Genomic DNA, 17269 nt, shown 5'->3' with positions numbered 1-17269 from the left:
TCCTTCCCGCTTACCTGCTCAAGTTAATCCGGTAGTCAAATAATTCCTGCACGTCCGGGCGCAAATTATGGCCAATCATGACCACGGTCTGATCGCTTTTTAGCAGTGACTTGATAATCTTGGTACTACCCTCGCTGTCGATCGCACTAGTTGGTTCGTCTAGCAGCAATATATCTTGTCTTTTTAACTCGGCTCTTGCCAAAATAATTTTTTGTCTTTGACCGCCAGATACGTTGGGGGTATCGAGGTTGATAGTCGTGTTTACGCCTTGGGGAAACTTGGCCAGATCGTCAGTTAGTTCAACCGAATCAATTACCGTATTTAGCTGACTTTCGGGATAGTGCCGAAACATTGTCACGTTATTTGCAATTGTGTCAGGGAAAAGAATGCCGTCCTGGGCTACATAACCAATCTGTCTGTAATTGGGCGCAATCAATTCACTTTTTTCATTGTAATATTCAATGGCGCCCGCCGCAGGCCGCAACTTGCCCAAGATGGCCTTAAAAAGGGTCGACTTGCCGGTGCCCGAGTCTCCACTAAGCAGGACTTTGTCGCGAGCCTTAATTGTAAAATCTGGATACCTTATCTGGTGGTCCCCGTAATTTATCACCAAACCCTTTACGCTGATGGCAACAGGAGAAGCGTCCTCTTCATTATCTGTTTCAGTGTCCAGAGTCAACGCGTGCAGCTCGGTGCGCAGGTCTTTAGTGGCCTTTATCTGAGTAACAGAGTCAATTACGTCCCATAGCTCATCAAAAATGGAAGAGGCAAAACTACCCGCGACAAGCCAACCACCTAGGTCTAGTTGGTGGTGAAAGAAAAGCAGCCCACCCCAAAGGATAATGCCGACTTGACCAATTGAATTGCCTAATCCGTTTAGTCCGTCTGCAATGCTCAGGGCTTTTTGCTTGTTCTTGCTAGCATTGGCAAGAGTAGAACTATCCTGCTTAAGTGCACGCTGCAGTCGGTTGATTGCATGATAGCGGCGCAGCACGCCCAGTCCACTGAACCAATCAGCAACCGTCTTTAAAAAGACGGCATTTTTCTGGGAAGCTGCCTTAGTTGCACGTGTGGTGATTTTTGAGGTCAATTGCGGCAGAGCAAGCACTATGACACAAGTGATGACTGTCGCTATGACCAGCGTCCAGTGCATGGAAAACAACACACCGATAGACATCAAAAGCATTAAGCTGCTGCTTAAGATAAGAATCCACGGCTTGGCATATTCATCCGTCAATATCTTCATGTTATTATTTAAAATGTTCTGCATTTCGGCAACTTCTCCATCGCCATTGTGATAATAATGATGGAGAATCTTGTCTCTGAGGACATGGATATATTGTTGAATCTGCTTGTTAAACAGGTAAGTGCTAATAGCCAAGAGCAAGCTGCTCACAATGGCAACCAATATTTCAACGCTGCACCAGTATAAAAAAGTTGCCAGGTCTTTATGTGTTAATGCGTTTAAGGCATACCTAAAGAGGTATGCCGCTGCGGTCCCTGTATAAGAATATATAAGGTAAATAATTAGCAACAGACTTCCCCGCAAAAGGTTGACTTTAAAAAGACTCTTAAGTGTCATTGCGCTTCTCTTTCAATTAAATAAAAAAACTATTGCTATATTTTAACATACAGCAATAGTTTTATTAAAATATTCTATTTTTATTTTAACTTAGCAAAGTATTATTAATCAAATAAATTGGAAATCTAACAAGAGGAATAAGCAAGCATAATGTTTTTCTTACTTATTCAGAAAAATATTTTACTAGGCTTTTAAGCTTTATTTACGGTAAAAATCATCAAAGACCGTCACTGGCAGGTGACGCTTGTGCTTACTCTTTTGCCACAAGGCTTCGATCTGCTCAGCTGCAGCTTGCGGTACCTCATGGCCCTCAAGGTAAGCATCGATGTCTTGGTAGCTCACGCCTAAAGCTTCTTCATCTGGCAAATCCGGTTGGTCTTCTTCTAGATCTGCCGTTGGTGCCTTCAAGTAGAGGTGGGCAGGACAGCCCAATTCCTTGAGCATCTGCTTGCCCTGCTGCTTGTCTAAACGAAAAAGCGGGGTTAAGTCAGCAGCTCCATCACCATACTTGGTGTAAAAGCCCGAGAAGTTTTCCGCCGCATGGTCCGTGCCCACAACTGCCCCTTGATTGGCCCCTGCAATTGCGTATTGGACTACCATACGCTGACGAGCCTTAATGTTGCCCTTGTTGAAGTCGGTAATTTCTTCTCCCGCCGCTTTTAGACTGTCAACGAGTGCATCAACAGCTGGTTTTATATTTACAACCAAGTCTTGGTCAGGCTCTTGAAAGGCTACCGCATCAGCTGCATCTTGAGCATCAGCCTGCACGCCATATGGCAGGCGAACAGCAATAAATTGATAGGTCGAATCACCGGTTTCTTGCCGCATTTCCGCAATTGCTAATTGACAAAGTTTACCCGTCAAGGTTGAATCTTGCCCACCTGAAATTCCTAAAACATAAGACTTTAAAAATGGATTTGCTTTTAGGTAATCCTTTAAGAAGTCAATTGACCGTCTTATTTCTTTTTGCGGATCAATTTCAGTCAATACGTGCTCATAGGCTATTATTTCTTTTTGCAGTGGTCTCATTTATTAAAACCTCTTTTCCTGATATTGCGCCGGATATCTTGAATTAAGTCCATCTTGCTATCGTACAAGTCCTGAGACAGATCAACTGGATACTCTTGCGGATTCAGGCTGCGCTTGTACTCATCCCATAAGCCATCCAAATTGGCTGCACAGAACTTTTTAATGTCAGCCAGCTTAGGTTGGTCATAAACTAATTGTCCATCTTGAAAGATTTCTTTTAACAGTGGTTCAGCTGTATAATCCGTTACCACCTTATTGATATAGGTATACTGGGGATGAAACATGTAAAGTGAATCAAACTGGCGTGGGTCAACACCACTGCGTGCAATCCAGTCTCCCTCATTCTTCTTTTGGGTATTGGCCGAAATTCGCCACACTTGCTTTTTACCTGGAGTGGAGACCTTAATCGCATTGGCCGAAATCTTTAGCGTATCACGCATTTGGCCGTTTTCACCTTCAACCGATACCAACTTATAGACAGCACCAAGGGCAGGTTGGTCGTAAGCTGTAATATACTTGGTACCAATTCCCCACACATCAATTTTGGCACCCTGCATTTTCAAACTCGTGATGGTCGTTTCATCCAAATCATTTGAAGCGTATATCTTAGCATTTGGATAACCTGCATTATCAAGTTCACGGCGCACCTGCTTGGAGATATAAGCCATGTCGCCAGAATCAACCCGCACCCCTTGAAAGTTAATCCTGTCGCCCATTTCATCGGCAACCTTGATGGCATTAGGTACGCCACTCCTGATCGTGTCATAGGTATCAACCAGGAAAACGCAATCGCGGTGCGTCTGCGCATATGCCTTAAAGGCGTCATACTCACTGCCAAAGGCTTCAACTAATGAGTGTGCATGCGTTCCAGAAACTGGAATGCCAAAGAGCTTGCCTGCTCGGACATTGCTAGTGGCGTCAAAGCCGCCGATATAAGCAGCTCGCGTACCCCACAACGCTGCATCAGCCTCTTGTGCCCGTCTGGTACCAAACTCCATGACTTGGTCATCTTGTACCGCCAATTTTACGCGTGCCGCCTTAGTGGCCAATAAAGTCTGAAAATTAACAATGTTTAAGATTGCTGTTTCAACCAGTTGACACTGGGCCAGGGGGCCTTCTACCTGAATTAAAGGCTCATTGGCAAAAACAATTTCACCCTCGCGCATTGACCGCACTGTTAGCTTCATCTCAAAGTTGCGCAGATACTCAATGAAGTCGTCATCATAGCCAACTTTTTCCTTTAAATAGGACAAGTCGCTTTCCTTAAACTTAAGGCGCTGCAGGTACAAAATCACATGCTCCAACCCTGCAAAAACCGAATAACCATTACCAAAAGGTTCAGTTCGGTAATAGGCTTCAAAAACAGCGTGCCGGTCTGCAATTCCCTTTTTAAAGTACGTGTACATCATATTGATTTCGTACAGGTCAGTATGCAGGATTAACGAATCATCCTGGTCTAGTTCTTGATAAAACATGATATCCTCTTAACTTAGTTCCAACTAATTTTGTTTTATTATAACCGCTTGGGCCTTCTTAGACAATTTAGTTAACTTGCACAAAGCCCCACATAGACCTGCATAATACTAGTCAACTGTTGGTCCAGTGAAAAATGCTTGGCAACGTAACTTTTTTCACATAGGGACATTGCCTGTAATTCGGATTGTGGCATGGCAGTCGCCTTCTCCAGTGCAGCGACAATAGAATCAACACTGCCAACTTGGGCAACAAGGCCATGCTGGTCATCTGGAATCATTACTTCAATATCGCCTACATTAGTTGATAAGAGCGGCAATAGGTTATCACTAGCCTCTAATAAGACCAAGGGAAAGCTTTCAGAATACGATGTCAAAACGGCCAGATCCATCTTCTGGTACAGGTCAGTCAACTGCGTCTGCGTTAAAAAGCCCTGCAAGTTTACCTGCGGACCCAACCCTAGCTCTTGCGATAAGTCTCGCAAGTATTGCAGCTGCGGGCCATCGCCAGCAATATAAAGGTGGACATTGGCGTTGTTAAGTTTTTTTAGTGCTTGCAAGAGCAAGTCTTGGCCCTTTACCTTTTCTGCGCGAGCAACATTGACTAGGTTGAAATGCAGATGCTCAGTCTTGAGCGGAATTTCACTGTTAGAATGAAAAAAAGTGCCGTTATAAATTACGTGCACGCGACTAGGATCAACTTGAGCCTTGGTCGTAACTAACCGTGCAAATCTCTTAGTCACAGCAAAGACACAGTCTGCTTTTTTCAATGCATGTACATTAATAGCCGTAAAAATGCGACCCAAAAGACCGCGACCGGCAAAATCCAGGTAGGGATCGGAATGGACGGTCACGCACCACTTTGCCTTGAGCTTGTGCTTGATTAATGCCAAAAACAAGTTGGCCCGTGCACCATGCGTGTGCACGATATCAAAGTTCCCGTGGTTAATAAAGCTAGTCAGCTGGCTGAGCCCAGTTAAGTCATAGCGAGATGCCGTTCCCAAAACGTGTACACGTAAATGGGCCTTTCTGGCGGCCTCAGCTACTGGACCTTCCGCAAGACAGAGCAAGGTAAAGTCTTCACCTGCACGCTGGGCTTGGGTCAGCAAGTTGATAATATGTGTCAGTCCGCCACCAGCCTCAAGGCCGGCATTGACATGCAAAACTTTCATGGCTATCTTTTTTCCCTCTTTGAACGGTATACTTCTGCTATAAACTTAGGCAACACTAACATTCGTTTAAAACGGCTAGGATTCTTCAGCAAGCGGTATAGCCATTCCAGATGGGCCTTTTGCCAAAATTCTGGTGCTCGCTTAACCACCCCTGCAAAAACGTCAAAGCTACCGCCTACGCCCATCATCAGGGCTGCTAATTTATCCTTGCGCAAAAGAGCCAAAAGCTGTTCTTGGCGCGGTGAACCCAAAGCTGCAAATACTAAGTCAGGAGCTGTGCGCTCAATCTGATAGGCAATGACTTCCAAGTCTTCTTTAAAATAGCCGTCTTCTGCTCCGACTAACTGAATGTTGCCATATTGCTGCTTAACCTTCTCTTTGACAGCTGCCATCACCTTAGGCTTAGCGCCGATAAGATAAACGCGTAATTTGCGTTCATCAGCGAGCTGCATTAACCAGCTAAATAAGTCATAGCCGGTTACACGCTCCTTAAGTGGCGTTTTCAGTATTCGGGCACCCTTAACAATGCCAATCCCATCAGGCGTGATATAGTCTGCCAGATAGTTAAGAATTTTCATGAATTCTGGATTTTCATTAGCTGCCATTACAATTTCCGGGTTAGCAGTAACAACAAGAGTTGAACGATGGGCATTAATTCGAGCAATAAATTCAGCTTGGAACTGCTGAAAATTTTTGTTATCAAAATCAACGCCTAAAACCTTCACTTTGTTCATGATAATCTCCCCTTGTGCTTGATATTCTTATTTTAGCAAACTATCGGCCGCCACGGGAGATGTTTAACCTTTTCTATAAATATGATATTATTAACTAAATATCAGGGAGTATGGCTAAATGAAAAAAGTAATCACCTACGGAACATTTGATTTACTGCATTATGGGCACGTGCGTCTGCTTAAGCGCGCTAAAGAACTGGGCGACTATCTGATTGTGGGACTGTCAACAGATGAATTCAACGAGCTGCAAAAGCACAAGGAATCATACAACAGCTATGCCGATCGTAAATACATCCTGGAAGCAATCCGGTATGTTGACGAAGTCATTCCTGAAGAAAATTGGGAACAAAAGAAGACAGATATTGAAAAATATCACATTGATACCTTCGTGATGGGCAACGACTGGCAGGGCAAGTTCGACTTCTTGAAGCCATACTGCAAGGTCATCTACCTCGAGCGCACACCCGGGGTCTCCACTACCAAAATTAAAAATGATCTCAAATAAAAACTCTGAATCAACTGTTTAATAGTTAATTCAGAGTTTTTTACTTAGAAAAGGTGAATTCAAAGCGGTCGGCTACGTAGCTGGCCCGCGTATATTCGAATGGTTCACCAGTTAAAAGCTCGGTTACCTGCAAGCGGGTGATCAAGGCCTCGCCTTTTTTGGCATTGAGCAAGCGAGCTGCATTTTCATTAGCTACAGCCGCTGAAATATGCTCGGTCACACGGCCAATTTTGTAGCCGTTTCGGGCTAAAGTTTGGTATAAGTGGGCAGAAATATCAGCCTTGGACATATTCATAATAAGTTGGTGGGGGATGCTAACAACTTCATAACAAATCGGAACTTCATCAGCATAGCGAATACGCTCCATGCGCAAAACCTCTTCACCTTCACCTAGCTTCAGGCGCTCTGTTTCAGACAGTGAAGGTTGACCAACTCGGTATGAAATTAGCTTGCTTGATGGTATCTGACCATTAGCATGGGTGATTTCAGTAAAGGACATAATACCAGACATCCGCTCTTGGACTTTCTGGTTGGCGACATAAGTACCGCTACCCAAGCGTTGTTCCAGAATCCCTTCGTCTTCCAAAGTCTTAATGGCCTGACGCAGGGTCATACGCGAAACCCCAAATTTTTGAGCTAGTTGCCGCTCGGACGGAATCCGGCTACCAACTTGATAGACATGATGTTCAATATCACGCTTAATTTGATTATGAATTTTGATGTACATTGGCTCTTTCATAGTGCACCTCCCACATGCCCTTAATTATAATCTAAATTGGTCTAATTTGCACAAGCAAAAGAGACTAGACATTTTGTCCTAAATCTTCTTAACGGTCCACTTCATTCCCAAAAGATTAATCCGCGCCTCCCGACTGCATTCAACAGCAATCGACTGGTCGCTGCTGGCAATCACGCTCGCCTGCAGTCGAGCTTGGTTTTTCACCGCCAGGTCAGCTCCATTGGAATTAAAAATAAGATCGTGACCCGTTAAATGTGCTTGATCGCTGAGTGCCAAAAAGTAGCGGTAGTCGCTGCCGCCATTAAAGGTCACGCGGCGAGCAGTACACTCAACATTTTCCTGGAAGTCGGCATGGTTGACCATAATTGAATTAACAATTGTTATCTTAGCCTCATCCACGGCAATCAAACGGTTGAGCTGACTATTTTGGATAATCACATGTGGCTTTTTATCCAGGTAGACGCCGCCCTTAAAGTTGCTGCCAACTATATTGACCCAGGTGTTATCTGTACAGTACAAACAGGTGTCATCACTAGATAGGACCTGGCTGTTAAGCATATTTAGCCAGACTTGACCCTGAAGCAGGAGTGAGTCAACCCGTGAATTATTGAGGTCGATTTCAGCGTTGGTCTTGTTGAAAGTGTCGATACTGCCATGAATGCGTGAATTGTTAATAATTGCAGTCCCATGTCCTTCAAGTGCCAAAGCACCAAAGTCATCAGAAACATTTTCAATTGACGAGTCGTTCATTTCCAGACGAAAGTCAGCACCTGCAAATAAGGAGACAGATCCATTAATAACCATTGTAGAAAACAGTTCAAGCGTGACTTTGCCATTGGCAGCGATGGCTGCCGTGTCACCGCCAAAGCCTTTAACCACGCAATTGCGCAACGTTAGATAGGTATTGGCCTCGGCTGGCACAAAAAGGCTGTTCGCATCATCATTGGTGTTGATACACAAGTTTTCTAAATTAACAAACTGGCTACCTGAATCAACGTTGAGGTAGCCTAAGATTGTGGTGTCTTCAGGCAGACTACCTGTACCCTTAATCGTAATATCAGAAAAGTTGTGGCCCTGTGGCAGTTCATAAAATCCTGGTTCGAGCGACAGGACGTCGTCAGCACGCAGATCTTTGAGCGCCTTGTACCAACTGATTTCTCCGCCACCGGCTCCTACCTTAATTAGTCTCGCCATAATCTTCCCTTCTCACTGAAAAGCAAACTAGCTACTATTGTACTCCCATTCTGCACTTAATAGTTAAAACTGAACCTAACTTAAAGCTTGAAAAAATGTGACCTCTCTTGTCATGGGAGCTTCATCATAAGATTAGACTAGTGAACTAATTGTATCAGCAAAATACAACTTCTGCCTAAATAAACAAAAAAAGACAGCTGGTTCAACTGTCTTAAATTTTTATTTATATTTAATTGGGTTAGCTGGATTCGAACCAGCGCATACTAGTACCAAAAACTAGTGCCTTACCGCTTGGCTATAACCCAATGATAATGGAGGAGGGTGGATTCGAACCGCCGAACTCAGAGAGAGCGGTTTTACAGACCGCCGCGTTTAGCCACTTCGCTACTCCTCCGTTACGCACGTTAATTATCTTACCCAAAAACGTGCATAATTGCAAGACTAAATTTACGCAAAATTACTGCTGATTTTTTTGCACATATTGCCTTAATCGTCGCAGTCCCTCTTCGATTTCCGCCATTGAAACGGCGTAAGAAAATCTAATGTAGCCTTCCCCGCCTTTGGCAAAGTTAGAGCCAGCCGTGACAGCAACATGTGCCTTGTCAACCAGGTCATAAATAAACTTGCTATCATCTTGCTCAAGACCAGCTGGTATTTCAGCAAAAATATAAAATGCTCCCTGGGGCTTAACACAGTCAAAGCCTAGCTTACTCAAGCCAGTATACAGGACGTCGCGCCGTTTCTTGAACTCTGCCTTCATTGGCAAAGCATCGTCTATTCCCTGTTTAAAGGCTTCAGTTGCTGCATCTTGCATTGGCGTTGGTTCAGTCGTAACAGCAGCCTGGTGGACCTTGGCAATTTGTGCCAAGATATCTTGCGGTGCACACACAATTCCAATCCGGTAGCCCGTCATTGCCCAGGCCTTGGAAACTCCATTCATCAAAATCACTTGCTCGTGCAGGGTCTTCTCCATTGAAGCATGTGGCAGGTCATAGTTGAGTTCGCTATATATTTCATCACACACGACAAAAATTGGCTTGTTCCGGATGACGTCAGCCAAGGCATTTAGTTCATCTTGACGGTACATAGTACCAGTCGGGTTAGTAGGATAGTTCATCACTAGCATGCGTACCCGATCACCATACTGATCAAGTACTTTTTCTAGTTTTGCAGGTGTCAGTTTAAATTGGTCTGCTGAAGTGTCCACCTCAACGACCTTAACGCCCGCATTGATCAAGCGGGCGTCACCCATATAGAGTGGAAACACCGGTGTTGGCACTACCATTATGTCCCCTGGGTTTAGAGCTGCCATGACTGTATCAAAAATTGATTCTGTCACACCATTAGTCACCAAGACCTCGGTTGCTGGATCATACTTTTGCCCATACTTCCGGTCTAAAAAGTCACTGGCAGCTTTCCGCAACTCCATGGTCCCATTAGACGGAGCATAGTGTGAGTGGTTGGCATCAACCGACTTTTTGGCCGCCTCTTTAATGTGGTCCGGAGTATTAAAGTCTGGCTCGCCCAGAGTAAACTTAACAACATCAGGGATTTTGCTGGCATAATCAGCAAACTTTAAAATCGGATTAGAAGGGGCATCTGCAAGACCCTTCTTCATATACTTACTTAAATCAACCATATTTTCACCAAACCTTCCATTTGTTACCCAATTATACCCTGACTGGAAAAGTTTTTCTACAATCTTTTTTTAATTAATGATTAATCTATAACCAAGTCCAATTAACCCTGCACTTGGTTGCGTAATTTGATCATTTCAGGAAAGTTGTTGGTAAAGATGCCAGCAACGTGCTGTTCAAAGTATTGCCGTGCTACTTGCGGATCGTCAACTGTCCAAATGCGCTGAGTAATCGGTTCTTGCGAGGAGAGCAGCTTGCCCGGATGAATACCGGCAAAATGATTTTCCTTGATCAGCTTGGCTGAATTGGACACGTCTTCATCCGTCAAGTAGCAATAGATCTGGTCTGGCGCAAGTTCCTGGCAGTTTTTAAGTGTGACATAATCAAAAGAAGAAAAAATAAGCGGGTGTTTAAAGTGAAATTCTTTGACCATGGTTAAAACGGTTTGCTCAATTCTAGGATAATGGATAATGCCCGTCTTAAATTCTAAATTAATTATGATATCCTGATCCTCAAGCAAGGCCAGCAGTTCCCTCAACTGTGGTACTGGTTCACCATTTGCTAGGTGCAGCTGCCGCAAGTCTTTTAAAGTGAAATCTTTAATGTAGCCTGTGCCATCAGTCGTACGGTCAACCCGCTCGTCATGCATGACTACGGGGATTCCATCACGGGTTAAATGAACGTCAAACTCGATGCCTTCTGCACCATTTGTGACGGCACTGCGAAAACCTTCAAGCGAGTTCTCCGCATACCTGGCTGGATAGCCTCGATGCCCAAACACGACTGTTTTATTGTTACTATTTTTCATAGTTTTGTTGTTAAAACCTCGACTAAATTATCAACATGTAAAAGTAATTATAGTGGATATCTTAACCCTATTTATCCACTTTTCAAATAGAAAAGGCTGATTAATTGTCTCCTAATTCACTTTAACTTTAAAATCTGCACAAATAATGCATAAAAATAAGGCAACTCATAAGAGCTGCCTTATTTCGGGTTGGGTGTTCGCTAGAACAATTGGGTTAGCTGGATTCGAACCAGCGCATACTAGTACCAAAAACTAGTGCCTTACCACTTGGCTATAACCCAATTCCATTTAAGCTTTTACTTGATTGCTCAACATAAAATAGTATAAAAAATTACGCAGCCCAAGTCAAGAGGAAAATATTTTTCTTGCAAATTAAGTTTTTATGTCTTCCCAGCTATTATGGCTTAAAGCCTGCGATATATTTTTTATTCTTAACGATATAGGTAGGCACACTGATGAAGTGCAAAGAACAAATATTATTGGTATGAGACAGGCTAAAGCCAAAGTAGTTGTAGTCGCCATCATGCAAGGTGCCCTGCGTATTGAACAGGTCGCCTGCATGCTCCCATTCCAGATAATAATCCCGATTACGGCGACCCTCTTCACCACTTCCCGTGTAGCCAAAAATCATCTGTTTTAGGCCAAAGTAAACGCTCTTCTTTAATTCTGTCATTGACATGGTGGGATTTTGGTTATAAAAACCTGCCATGTCTTCAACATAGTTGTCATCAAGGACTAATCCGTTCTGCTTGCACGCACGCACAATGCCCGGCACATAGTGCCCATCCTTAATTGTCTTATTATCTTTGGCATACTCCAAAGCAATATCGGCAGCCAACTTGCGCGTACCGGCACTTTGGACCCACGGCGACAAATTCAAATCGTTTCTGGCTTCATTGATCAAGCGCAAGGCAAAAGTCGACAAAGCATCTATCTGCTCGGAGGTAACGTTGCTCAAGTCAACTTGTTCCGTATCATCGGACTTGCTCTCGCCACTCTTAATACGACTAAACTTGTTGTTTTGCATCCCCTGCATTGCAGCCTTAACAAAAGCCTTGCTCGGCTTGCCTTGATAGGCATTAAGCAATTCTGCCCGGGTATAGCCTGCAGGTAATTTTAATTGAGCTCGAACGTATGTCTTAGACTTGGGAACGCCAAGCACCTTAACGTCTTTAGCCAAAATCCAGTGGGAATTGTTGCCAATCTTATAAGCCAGTCGCTGCTTTTTACCAATTTTTTTCTTGGCGCTATATTGATAACGATGTTTAGGCACAGCATAAAAGTTGGAGTGCTTACCTGAACGCTTGTACAGTCGCACCTTTTTACTGGCCTGCACTTTAACATAGCCCTGATTAGCAGCAGCAACAACCTGATTAGGTTCGTTAATAGTAGATACAGGAATGGCAAACAGCATGATTGTGGTAATGATGAATAGCTTTAATTTGCTTTTTTTCATTGTTCTTCCCCAAGGGTAATTTTTATTAAATGTTTTTGATAAATTCATCTCTAATTTTAAAGCTTATTAACAATTAATGCCACTTTAATTAGCAACCTAGGAAAAAGGGGCACTGACGTAGACCGCCAGTGCCCCTTTTTGAATATTATCTTGTTATTTATTTTAATGGTTAGGTTAGTACCAGCCATTAGCTTGCCAAAATTGCTTGGCAGCAGCCCATGAGCCATAGCGACCTGCAACATAATTATCCGCAACTCGTTCTTGATTAGCAGCAGAATAATCACCGTTTAGGTAGGAAGATGACAGCTGGTATTTTCCGATGTATTGGCCATTTTGTGCACTGTATGAGCCACCAGATTCATGACTAGCAATCCAAGCCTTAGCACCTGATTCTGAATCAGTAGAGACAGCTGCATAATTTTGGTTAGTAGCGGTAGCTTCTACATTGTTAGCAGCAGCTTCTACACCGTCAGATTCTGAAGCAGTTGCTTCATTGGCTGCATGGTAACCCTTGTTAACATATTTAGCCTTAACCCATTGGTTTTTACCCAAGTCGTACCACTTGTGGCCCTTCTTGTCATAAGCGGTTTTAATGACTTTCCAAGAAGAATTACTTGGTAAAACTTGCCCAGTAGCTTGGGGTTGCTTATAGCTGTCCCAGACACGAATTGCGTTGCCATCAACGTAATTTACAGTTACAACTGCTGCGTCATTTTCCATTGTTGCCGCGTGGACTGTATTTGTCTTAACACTGTTGATAACCGCAACGCCTGAAGCAGATAATGCTGCCACCGTTGCTACTTCACCTAAGATAGATTTTACCTTCAAAAAATTCTCTCCTTAATAAAAATCAGTGCCTGTGCAATTCAAATAAAAAAACATCAAGCTTCTAATCAATTCGATTGCCTACATACTACAGCGTTAAAGTTGCAGAACCATAACAGAAAGGTCACTCAACCTTTAAGAAAAGATTACTACTCTCACTTGGTATGTCACACTTGTAATATGTGAGCAGGCAAAAAGTCTAAACGTTTAAATAGCATAACAGCAATGCTTTTGACAATCTTTGTCTTATACAAGAACGCTTGTTTGCATTGTGCAAATGGTCTAGACTGAAGAATGTTCTGTAACATAAATGAAATAATGATTTGTCACTTTTATCTTTTATTTCAGCAAAAAGTGCTATAGTAAAATTATATTTTTGCAGAAAGGATGTTTATAATGACTAAATATGAAGTTAAATTGGATGAAAAAGACCTGCAAATGATCAAGGACTGCCATTCTAAAAACCCTTCTATTATGGCAGCAATGAATGCAGCCAAAAAGATTGAAAAATAAGTAGCTATCCTTGGCCTCCATACTGGGAGGCTTTTTGTTTGGAAAAATTTGACTTTTCAGGTAACGGTGTTATCATAAAAAGAGAACACCGTTATCTGAAAGGGAATAGGATGGAACAAACAGAAGAACAATTGATTAAAAAAGCCATTACGGTTATTGATCAGCAAAATTATCACAATTTATCATTGCGCAAGTTGACCAAGGCAATTGGATTAACTACCGGTGCATTTTACAAGCATTTTGCGAGTAAAGAAGAACTCTTCCAAAAAGTGACGGCAAAATTATCACAAGAGTTCGCAGATAAAATGACCTTGACTGTAAATATACCCGAACAGCAACTTTTACAAGTTGCTGATTATTTTGTCAAAGAAGTACAACTCCACCCCAATATTATGGACTTTCTTTTCTTTAATGATCAGGCTAGTGCCATCTTAAAAGAAGCCGACAGCAACTCACCTTTTTTGGTAAAGATCCGAATAATTATCAACCAAATCGATTACCAGTCTAGTTTAAGCAGTCAAGACTTTTTTACGCAAATCTGGTCTTTTATCCAAGGATATTCGTTCTTAATTAAGAATAAAGTTACAACTTACGACCAAGACCTAGTTCGAACAACACTACTGCAAATGATGAAGAGAGCATAACAAAAATGAATACCTTAATAATTTATTGCCATCCTTACGAAAAAAGCTTTAACCATGCCATTCTACAAAGAGTTGAAGCTAGTTTACAAAAACAGCATAGACCTTATCATGTGATTGACTTATATGAAGAAAATTTCAATCCCATTTATGACAAGGAGGAACTCCGTTTATTCCACACTGGTGGCACCCACGACCCCTTAGTCAAAAAATACTTGCAGCTTCTCCAAAGAGCATCTACCGTGATTTTTATTACTCCTTTGTGGTGGAATAGTATTCCCGGCATGCTTAAAGGTTTTATCGATAAGGTGATGAAAGAAGGCGAAGGCTTGTCGCATACCACTTCCATCAGAGGTGTTCATGGTGAACTGACCAATATTATGCATACCTATGTGCTAACCACTTCTACGTCGCCTAAATTTTATATTCGTTTATTCAATGGTAATGCAATCAAGCGTATCTTTATCAACCAAACTCTGAAACAATTGGGCATGAAAGATCGACACTGGCTGCACTTTGGTGGAATCACTGTGTCTAAACTGCCACGCCGGCAAAAATATATGCAGCATATTGAAAATTACCGTTTCAAATAAAAAAAGAGACCTAGCTGAGCTATGCCCCTAAAATTGGAAGTTATATCACATTGTGGTCTCTTTTATGTTACTGCTCTGCAAATAGAGTCTTAATTGCCTGCGGCGTTTGAGCCGCTTTTAATTTAGCCATAAAGTCTGAATGCGTTAGCAACTTAGCAGTATTAGAAAGATACTTTAAGTGCTCATTACTATCTACTTGCGGAATTAAAAATGAAATTACTGTATCAATCTTTTGTCCATCTAGTGAATTCCATTCAACTGGATTTTTAAGTTTTAGTACTAACATGGCTGAATTAGTAATTGTAGATGATTGTGCATGAGGAATGGCGAAGCCATCAGTCATTCCTGTTGTACTTTCTTTTTCTCGCTTTAAATAAGCTGTCAAAACCAGATCTCGGTCGCCAGCTAAATTATTTTTAACTGCTAGATCGGCTAAGTACTTAAGGGCTTCATCACGATTAGCTACATCAACACCAACTTTAATATTATCTGTAGTAAGAATATCAGCTGGGTTATAAGAACTAGGCTGGCGCGATTTAGCCGGCAAACTATTTTCAACGTCATTACTGATACCAGCGGCTAGCTTGGCTTTTCTGGCAAACTAGTGCGTTCAGTGATATATCCATTGCTAAATTAAAAGAGCAACTAGCTTTTTCTACTTCTTAACTTCTTCGGCAATCTTTTGGTACTTGCGGACAATGTTGTAGTCACTATCCTTGGCTCTAATGTAGCCTTCTTGGTCATAGACACTCTCAATTACCTTCTTGCCTTCTTTAGACTTGCCAATGGCAATGAAGGCCTTGGCCAATTTATCCCGGAATGATTTGGACATGCTTGGCAAAACCGAAATGGTGTCGTTTGGAATAGGGCGCGTGTAGTAAATCGGCACAACCTGCGACTTAATCTTGGGATTGTCCTTCAAGACGTTGTTGCGGGCATCCTCGAAGACAAAGGCAGCGTCGGCATCCTTGTTCAAAACGTTGAGCACACCCTGGTCATGACCTGTAACGGTAACCAACTTGCAATTACGCTTAACGTCAAAACCCTTCTGCTTTAACTCAGCAATGGGGAAGATGTAGCCGGTAGTCGAAGTGGGGCTCTGAATCGAAATCGACTTGCCTTTTAGATCTTTCCAACTCTTAATTGGAGAACCTTTTCTGACCAAAATTTCCGAGCGCAGCGTGTGTACCAATTCCTTGGCCCAGGTACCACTAGGAGCTTTTAGGCCATAGCGTTCCGATTGCAGCAGCACATCAGCGGCATGTTGCTTGTGAGCCTGAACATAAGCATCAGCTGGCAAGAAGCCAACGTCAACTTTTTTAGACTTCATCGCTTCAATCACCGCATTATTGTCCGTTGACACTGTGACGTGAACTGGAATGCCAAGACGCTTGGACAGCATCTTTTCAATTGGCTTGGCCCGGCCTTCCATCTTATCTGCCGCTACACTTGGAACAAACTGCACGTTCAGTGACTTAGGCGTGCCACCTTCGCTCTTTTTATTTGAATTTGCGCATCCTGCCAATAGCACTGTTCCCAGAACCGCAGTGGCGGCTATCAGAATTTTTCTAAGTTTCTTCATTTTTCCTCCCAAATCAAACAAAAACCCCTGACCAATAAAAAAGACTTAATGACTAACACATAAGTGATAACCATTAAATCTTTTATTAATCATATAACTATAAATTGAAGCGACTCTTTGAAATGAAAAAAAGAAAACACATCCACACACGATAAAGTCTCTATACTAGTAGCTTTGTTGTACATGAAGTTAGCTTCCTTTCTTTGCTCAAATAATCTATTAGATGATAGCATAATGCCATACACAATAAAAGCACTTTTTGAGTAAAAATTTAACCAAGGCTAAAACACAGTTTTGAAAAAAGCATCATAATTATCGTGCGACTCATTCCTGCGCACGACCATCTTCAGAAGACCACAGGTGCTACGCACCAGAAACCGCACCCAGGTCATAATAATCTGGCGTGACACCGGTGATGGCACTAAACTTCTAAGCCAATTCAGGCTGGCTCATTTGGGACAAGACACCCAAATTGGACCGGTCGGCTGAATCCATTAACCCAGCTGCTTAAGTTCAGAATAGTGGGTGACGTCGAGCCTAGTTCCATTCTTAAGTGCAAAATGATAGGTTGTACTGTCTGGCATAGCCTCCCAGTTAGCACCACTCTTGCCGAAAATTTCCTCCTGGCTTTCTTGGCACTTGGTAAATAATCCATTAGACTTTTGCTGACTGTGCAGAATCATGATAAGCCTCCTGATTGCTTAATCTTATTAAACTCACTATACCAACATGAGGCTCGAGTAAAAAGCAAAATCTGTAAGAGCTATCATGCTTTTAAAAAGGTAGT

17 protein-coding genes and 3 tRNA genes are annotated in these 17269 nt (G+C 42.5%); 3 read left to right on the top strand and 17 right to left on the bottom strand.

Features of this window, described 5'->3' with window-relative positions; all coding sequences use genetic code 11:
• Positions 1-10: 10 nt before the first annotated feature.
• The 5 genes from AC2JF7_RS07460 to AC2JF7_RS07440 form a co-directional block, all read right to left on the bottom strand.
• On the bottom strand, positions 11-1582 hold the full coding sequence (locus AC2JF7_RS07460; RefSeq protein WP_500728058.1) for an ATP-binding cassette domain-containing protein: 1572 nt from the start codon (positions 1580-1582) through the stop codon (positions 11-13).
• Between the two features lie 198 nt (positions 1583-1780).
• Positions 1781-2611 carry an NAD(+) synthase gene (gene nadE / locus AC2JF7_RS07455; RefSeq protein WP_500728057.1) on the bottom strand — a complete coding sequence of 277 codons (831 nt, stop codon included), beginning with the start codon at positions 2609-2611 and terminating at the stop codon, positions 1781-1783.
• Positions 2608-4086 (bottom strand): nicotinate phosphoribosyltransferase, encoded by a 1479-nt coding sequence (locus AC2JF7_RS07450; RefSeq protein ID WP_500728056.1) that lies wholly within the window; start codon positions 4084-4086, stop codon positions 2608-2610. The genes nadE and AC2JF7_RS07450 overlap by 4 nt, the downstream gene beginning before the upstream one ends.
• Before the next feature lie 71 nt (positions 4087-4157).
• Complete coding sequence (locus tag AC2JF7_RS07445; RefSeq protein WP_500728055.1) at positions 4158-5255, bottom strand: glycosyltransferase; 1098 nt, start codon at positions 5253-5255, stop codon at positions 4158-4160.
• Between the two features lie 2 nt (positions 5256-5257).
• The gene (locus AC2JF7_RS07440; protein ID WP_500728054.1) at positions 5258-5989 is read right to left on the bottom strand and encodes a WecB/TagA/CpsF family glycosyltransferase; all 732 of its coding nucleotides are present in this window, start codon (positions 5987-5989) and stop codon (positions 5258-5260) included.
• A gap of 118 nt (positions 5990-6107) precedes the next feature.
• Between AC2JF7_RS07440 and tagD the strand changes: the two genes are divergently transcribed.
• Positions 6108-6494, top strand: coding sequence for a glycerol-3-phosphate cytidylyltransferase (gene tagD, locus AC2JF7_RS07435; protein WP_500728053.1), 387 nt, complete (start codon positions 6108-6110; stop codon positions 6492-6494).
• A gap of 40 nt (positions 6495-6534) precedes the next feature.
• Here tagD and AC2JF7_RS07430 read toward each other — a convergent pair whose 3' ends face one another.
• From AC2JF7_RS07430 to apf, 9 genes are all read right to left on the bottom strand, one after another.
• Positions 6535-7233, bottom strand: coding sequence for a GntR family transcriptional regulator (locus tag AC2JF7_RS07430; RefSeq protein ID WP_500728052.1), 699 nt, complete (start codon positions 7231-7233; stop codon positions 6535-6537).
• Positions 7234-7311: 78 nt separating this feature from the next.
• Positions 7312-8427, bottom strand: coding sequence for a hypothetical protein (locus AC2JF7_RS07425; RefSeq protein WP_500728051.1), 1116 nt, complete (start codon positions 8425-8427; stop codon positions 7312-7314).
• 233 nt (positions 8428-8660) lie between these two features.
• A tRNA-Gln gene (locus AC2JF7_RS07420) sits at positions 8661-8732 on the bottom strand.
• Between the two features lie 7 nt (positions 8733-8739).
• A tRNA-Tyr gene (locus AC2JF7_RS07415) sits at positions 8740-8821 on the bottom strand.
• Positions 8822-8884: 63 nt separating this feature from the next.
• A complete protein-coding gene (locus tag AC2JF7_RS07410; protein WP_500728050.1) occupies positions 8885-10066 on the bottom strand; it encodes an aminotransferase class I/II-fold pyridoxal phosphate-dependent enzyme in 1182 nt (393 codons plus the stop codon).
• 101 nt (positions 10067-10167) lie between these two features.
• Positions 10168-10872 carry a glycerophosphodiester phosphodiesterase family protein gene (locus AC2JF7_RS07405; protein ID WP_500728049.1) on the bottom strand — a complete coding sequence of 235 codons (705 nt, stop codon included), beginning with the start codon at positions 10870-10872 and terminating at the stop codon, positions 10168-10170.
• Positions 10873-11081: 209 nt separating this feature from the next.
• A tRNA-Gln gene (locus AC2JF7_RS07400) sits at positions 11082-11153 on the bottom strand.
• Between the two features lie 116 nt (positions 11154-11269).
• Positions 11270-12328, bottom strand: a complete 1059-nt coding sequence (locus tag AC2JF7_RS07395) for an SEC10/PgrA surface exclusion domain-containing protein (protein ID WP_500728048.1) — start codon at positions 12326-12328, stop codon at positions 11270-11272.
• A gap of 174 nt (positions 12329-12502) precedes the next feature.
• Positions 12503-13156, bottom strand: coding sequence for an aggregation-promoting factor (gene apf, locus AC2JF7_RS07390; protein ID WP_500728047.1), 654 nt, complete (start codon positions 13154-13156; stop codon positions 12503-12505).
• A gap of 548 nt (positions 13157-13704) precedes the next feature.
• Between apf and AC2JF7_RS07385 the strand changes: the two genes are divergently transcribed.
• Both AC2JF7_RS07385 and AC2JF7_RS07380 read left to right on the top strand, forming a co-directional pair.
• The gene (locus AC2JF7_RS07385; protein ID WP_500728046.1) at positions 13705-14310 is read left to right on the top strand and encodes a TetR/AcrR family transcriptional regulator; all 606 of its coding nucleotides are present in this window, start codon (positions 13705-13707) and stop codon (positions 14308-14310) included.
• Positions 14311-14315: 5 nt separating this feature from the next.
• Positions 14316-14900, top strand: coding sequence for an NAD(P)H-dependent oxidoreductase (locus tag AC2JF7_RS07380; RefSeq protein ID WP_500728045.1), 585 nt, complete (start codon positions 14316-14318; stop codon positions 14898-14900).
• 67 nt (positions 14901-14967) lie between these two features.
• Here AC2JF7_RS07380 and AC2JF7_RS07375 read toward each other — a convergent pair whose 3' ends face one another.
• The 3 genes from AC2JF7_RS07375 to AC2JF7_RS07365 form a co-directional block, all read right to left on the bottom strand.
• On the bottom strand, positions 14968-15447 hold the full coding sequence (locus AC2JF7_RS07375; protein ID WP_500728044.1) for a PTS sugar transporter subunit IIA: 480 nt from the start codon (positions 15445-15447) through the stop codon (positions 14968-14970).
• Between the two features lie 108 nt (positions 15448-15555).
• Positions 15556-16482, bottom strand: a complete 927-nt coding sequence (locus tag AC2JF7_RS07370) for a phosphate/phosphite/phosphonate ABC transporter substrate-binding protein (protein ID WP_500728043.1) — start codon at positions 16480-16482, stop codon at positions 15556-15558.
• 494 nt (positions 16483-16976) lie between these two features.
• Positions 16977-17165 carry a hypothetical protein gene (locus tag AC2JF7_RS07365; RefSeq protein ID WP_500728042.1) on the bottom strand — a complete coding sequence of 63 codons (189 nt, stop codon included), beginning with the start codon at positions 17163-17165 and terminating at the stop codon, positions 16977-16979.
• Positions 17166-17269: the final 104 nt, after the last annotated feature.

The organism is Lactobacillus sp. XV31L (assembly GCF_059900865.1).
Note: the sequence above shows the minus strand (reverse complement) of the source record. Positions and strands in the feature narration are given on the sequence as shown.

Excerpts from the sequence above, each read along its gene's own strand:
- AC2JF7_RS07460 (WP_500728058.1), bottom strand. The coding sequence starts at position 1,582 with ATGACACTTAAGAGTCTTTTTAAAGTCAACCTTTTGCGGGGAAGTCTG.
- nadE (WP_500728057.1), bottom strand. The coding sequence starts at position 2,611 with ATGAGACCACTGCAAAAAGAAATAATAGCCTATGAGCACGTATTGACT.
- AC2JF7_RS07450 (WP_500728056.1), bottom strand. The coding sequence starts at position 4,086 with ATGTTTTATCAAGAACTAGACCAGGATGATTCGTTAATCCTGCATACT.
- AC2JF7_RS07445 (WP_500728055.1), bottom strand. The coding sequence starts at position 5,255 with ATGAAAGTTTTGCATGTCAATGCCGGCCTTGAGGCTGGTGGCGGACTG.
- AC2JF7_RS07440 (WP_500728054.1), bottom strand. The coding sequence starts at position 5,989 with ATGAACAAAGTGAAGGTTTTAGGCGTTGATTTTGATAACAAAAATTTT.
- tagD (WP_500728053.1), top strand. The coding sequence starts at position 6,108 with ATGAAAAAAGTAATCACCTACGGAACATTTGATTTACTGCATTATGGG.
- AC2JF7_RS07430 (WP_500728052.1), bottom strand. The coding sequence starts at position 7,233 with ATGAAAGAGCCAATGTACATCAAAATTCATAATCAAATTAAGCGTGAT.
- AC2JF7_RS07425 (WP_500728051.1), bottom strand. The coding sequence starts at position 8,427 with ATGGCGAGACTAATTAAGGTAGGAGCCGGTGGCGGAGAAATCAGTTGG.
- AC2JF7_RS07410 (WP_500728050.1), bottom strand. The coding sequence starts at position 10,066 with ATGGTTGATTTAAGTAAGTATATGAAGAAGGGTCTTGCAGATGCCCCT.
- AC2JF7_RS07405 (WP_500728049.1), bottom strand. The coding sequence starts at position 10,872 with ATGAAAAATAGTAACAATAAAACAGTCGTGTTTGGGCATCGAGGCTAT.
- AC2JF7_RS07395 (WP_500728048.1), bottom strand. The coding sequence starts at position 12,328 with ATGAAAAAAAGCAAATTAAAGCTATTCATCATTACCACAATCATGCTG.
- AC2JF7_RS07380 (WP_500728045.1), top strand. The coding sequence starts at position 14,316 with ATGAATACCTTAATAATTTATTGCCATCCTTACGAAAAAAGCTTTAAC.
- AC2JF7_RS07370 (WP_500728043.1), bottom strand. The coding sequence starts at position 16,482 with ATGAAGAAACTTAGAAAAATTCTGATAGCCGCCACTGCGGTTCTGGGA.
- AC2JF7_RS07365 (WP_500728042.1), bottom strand. The coding sequence starts at position 17,165 with ATGATTCTGCACAGTCAGCAAAAGTCTAATGGATTATTTACCAAGTGC.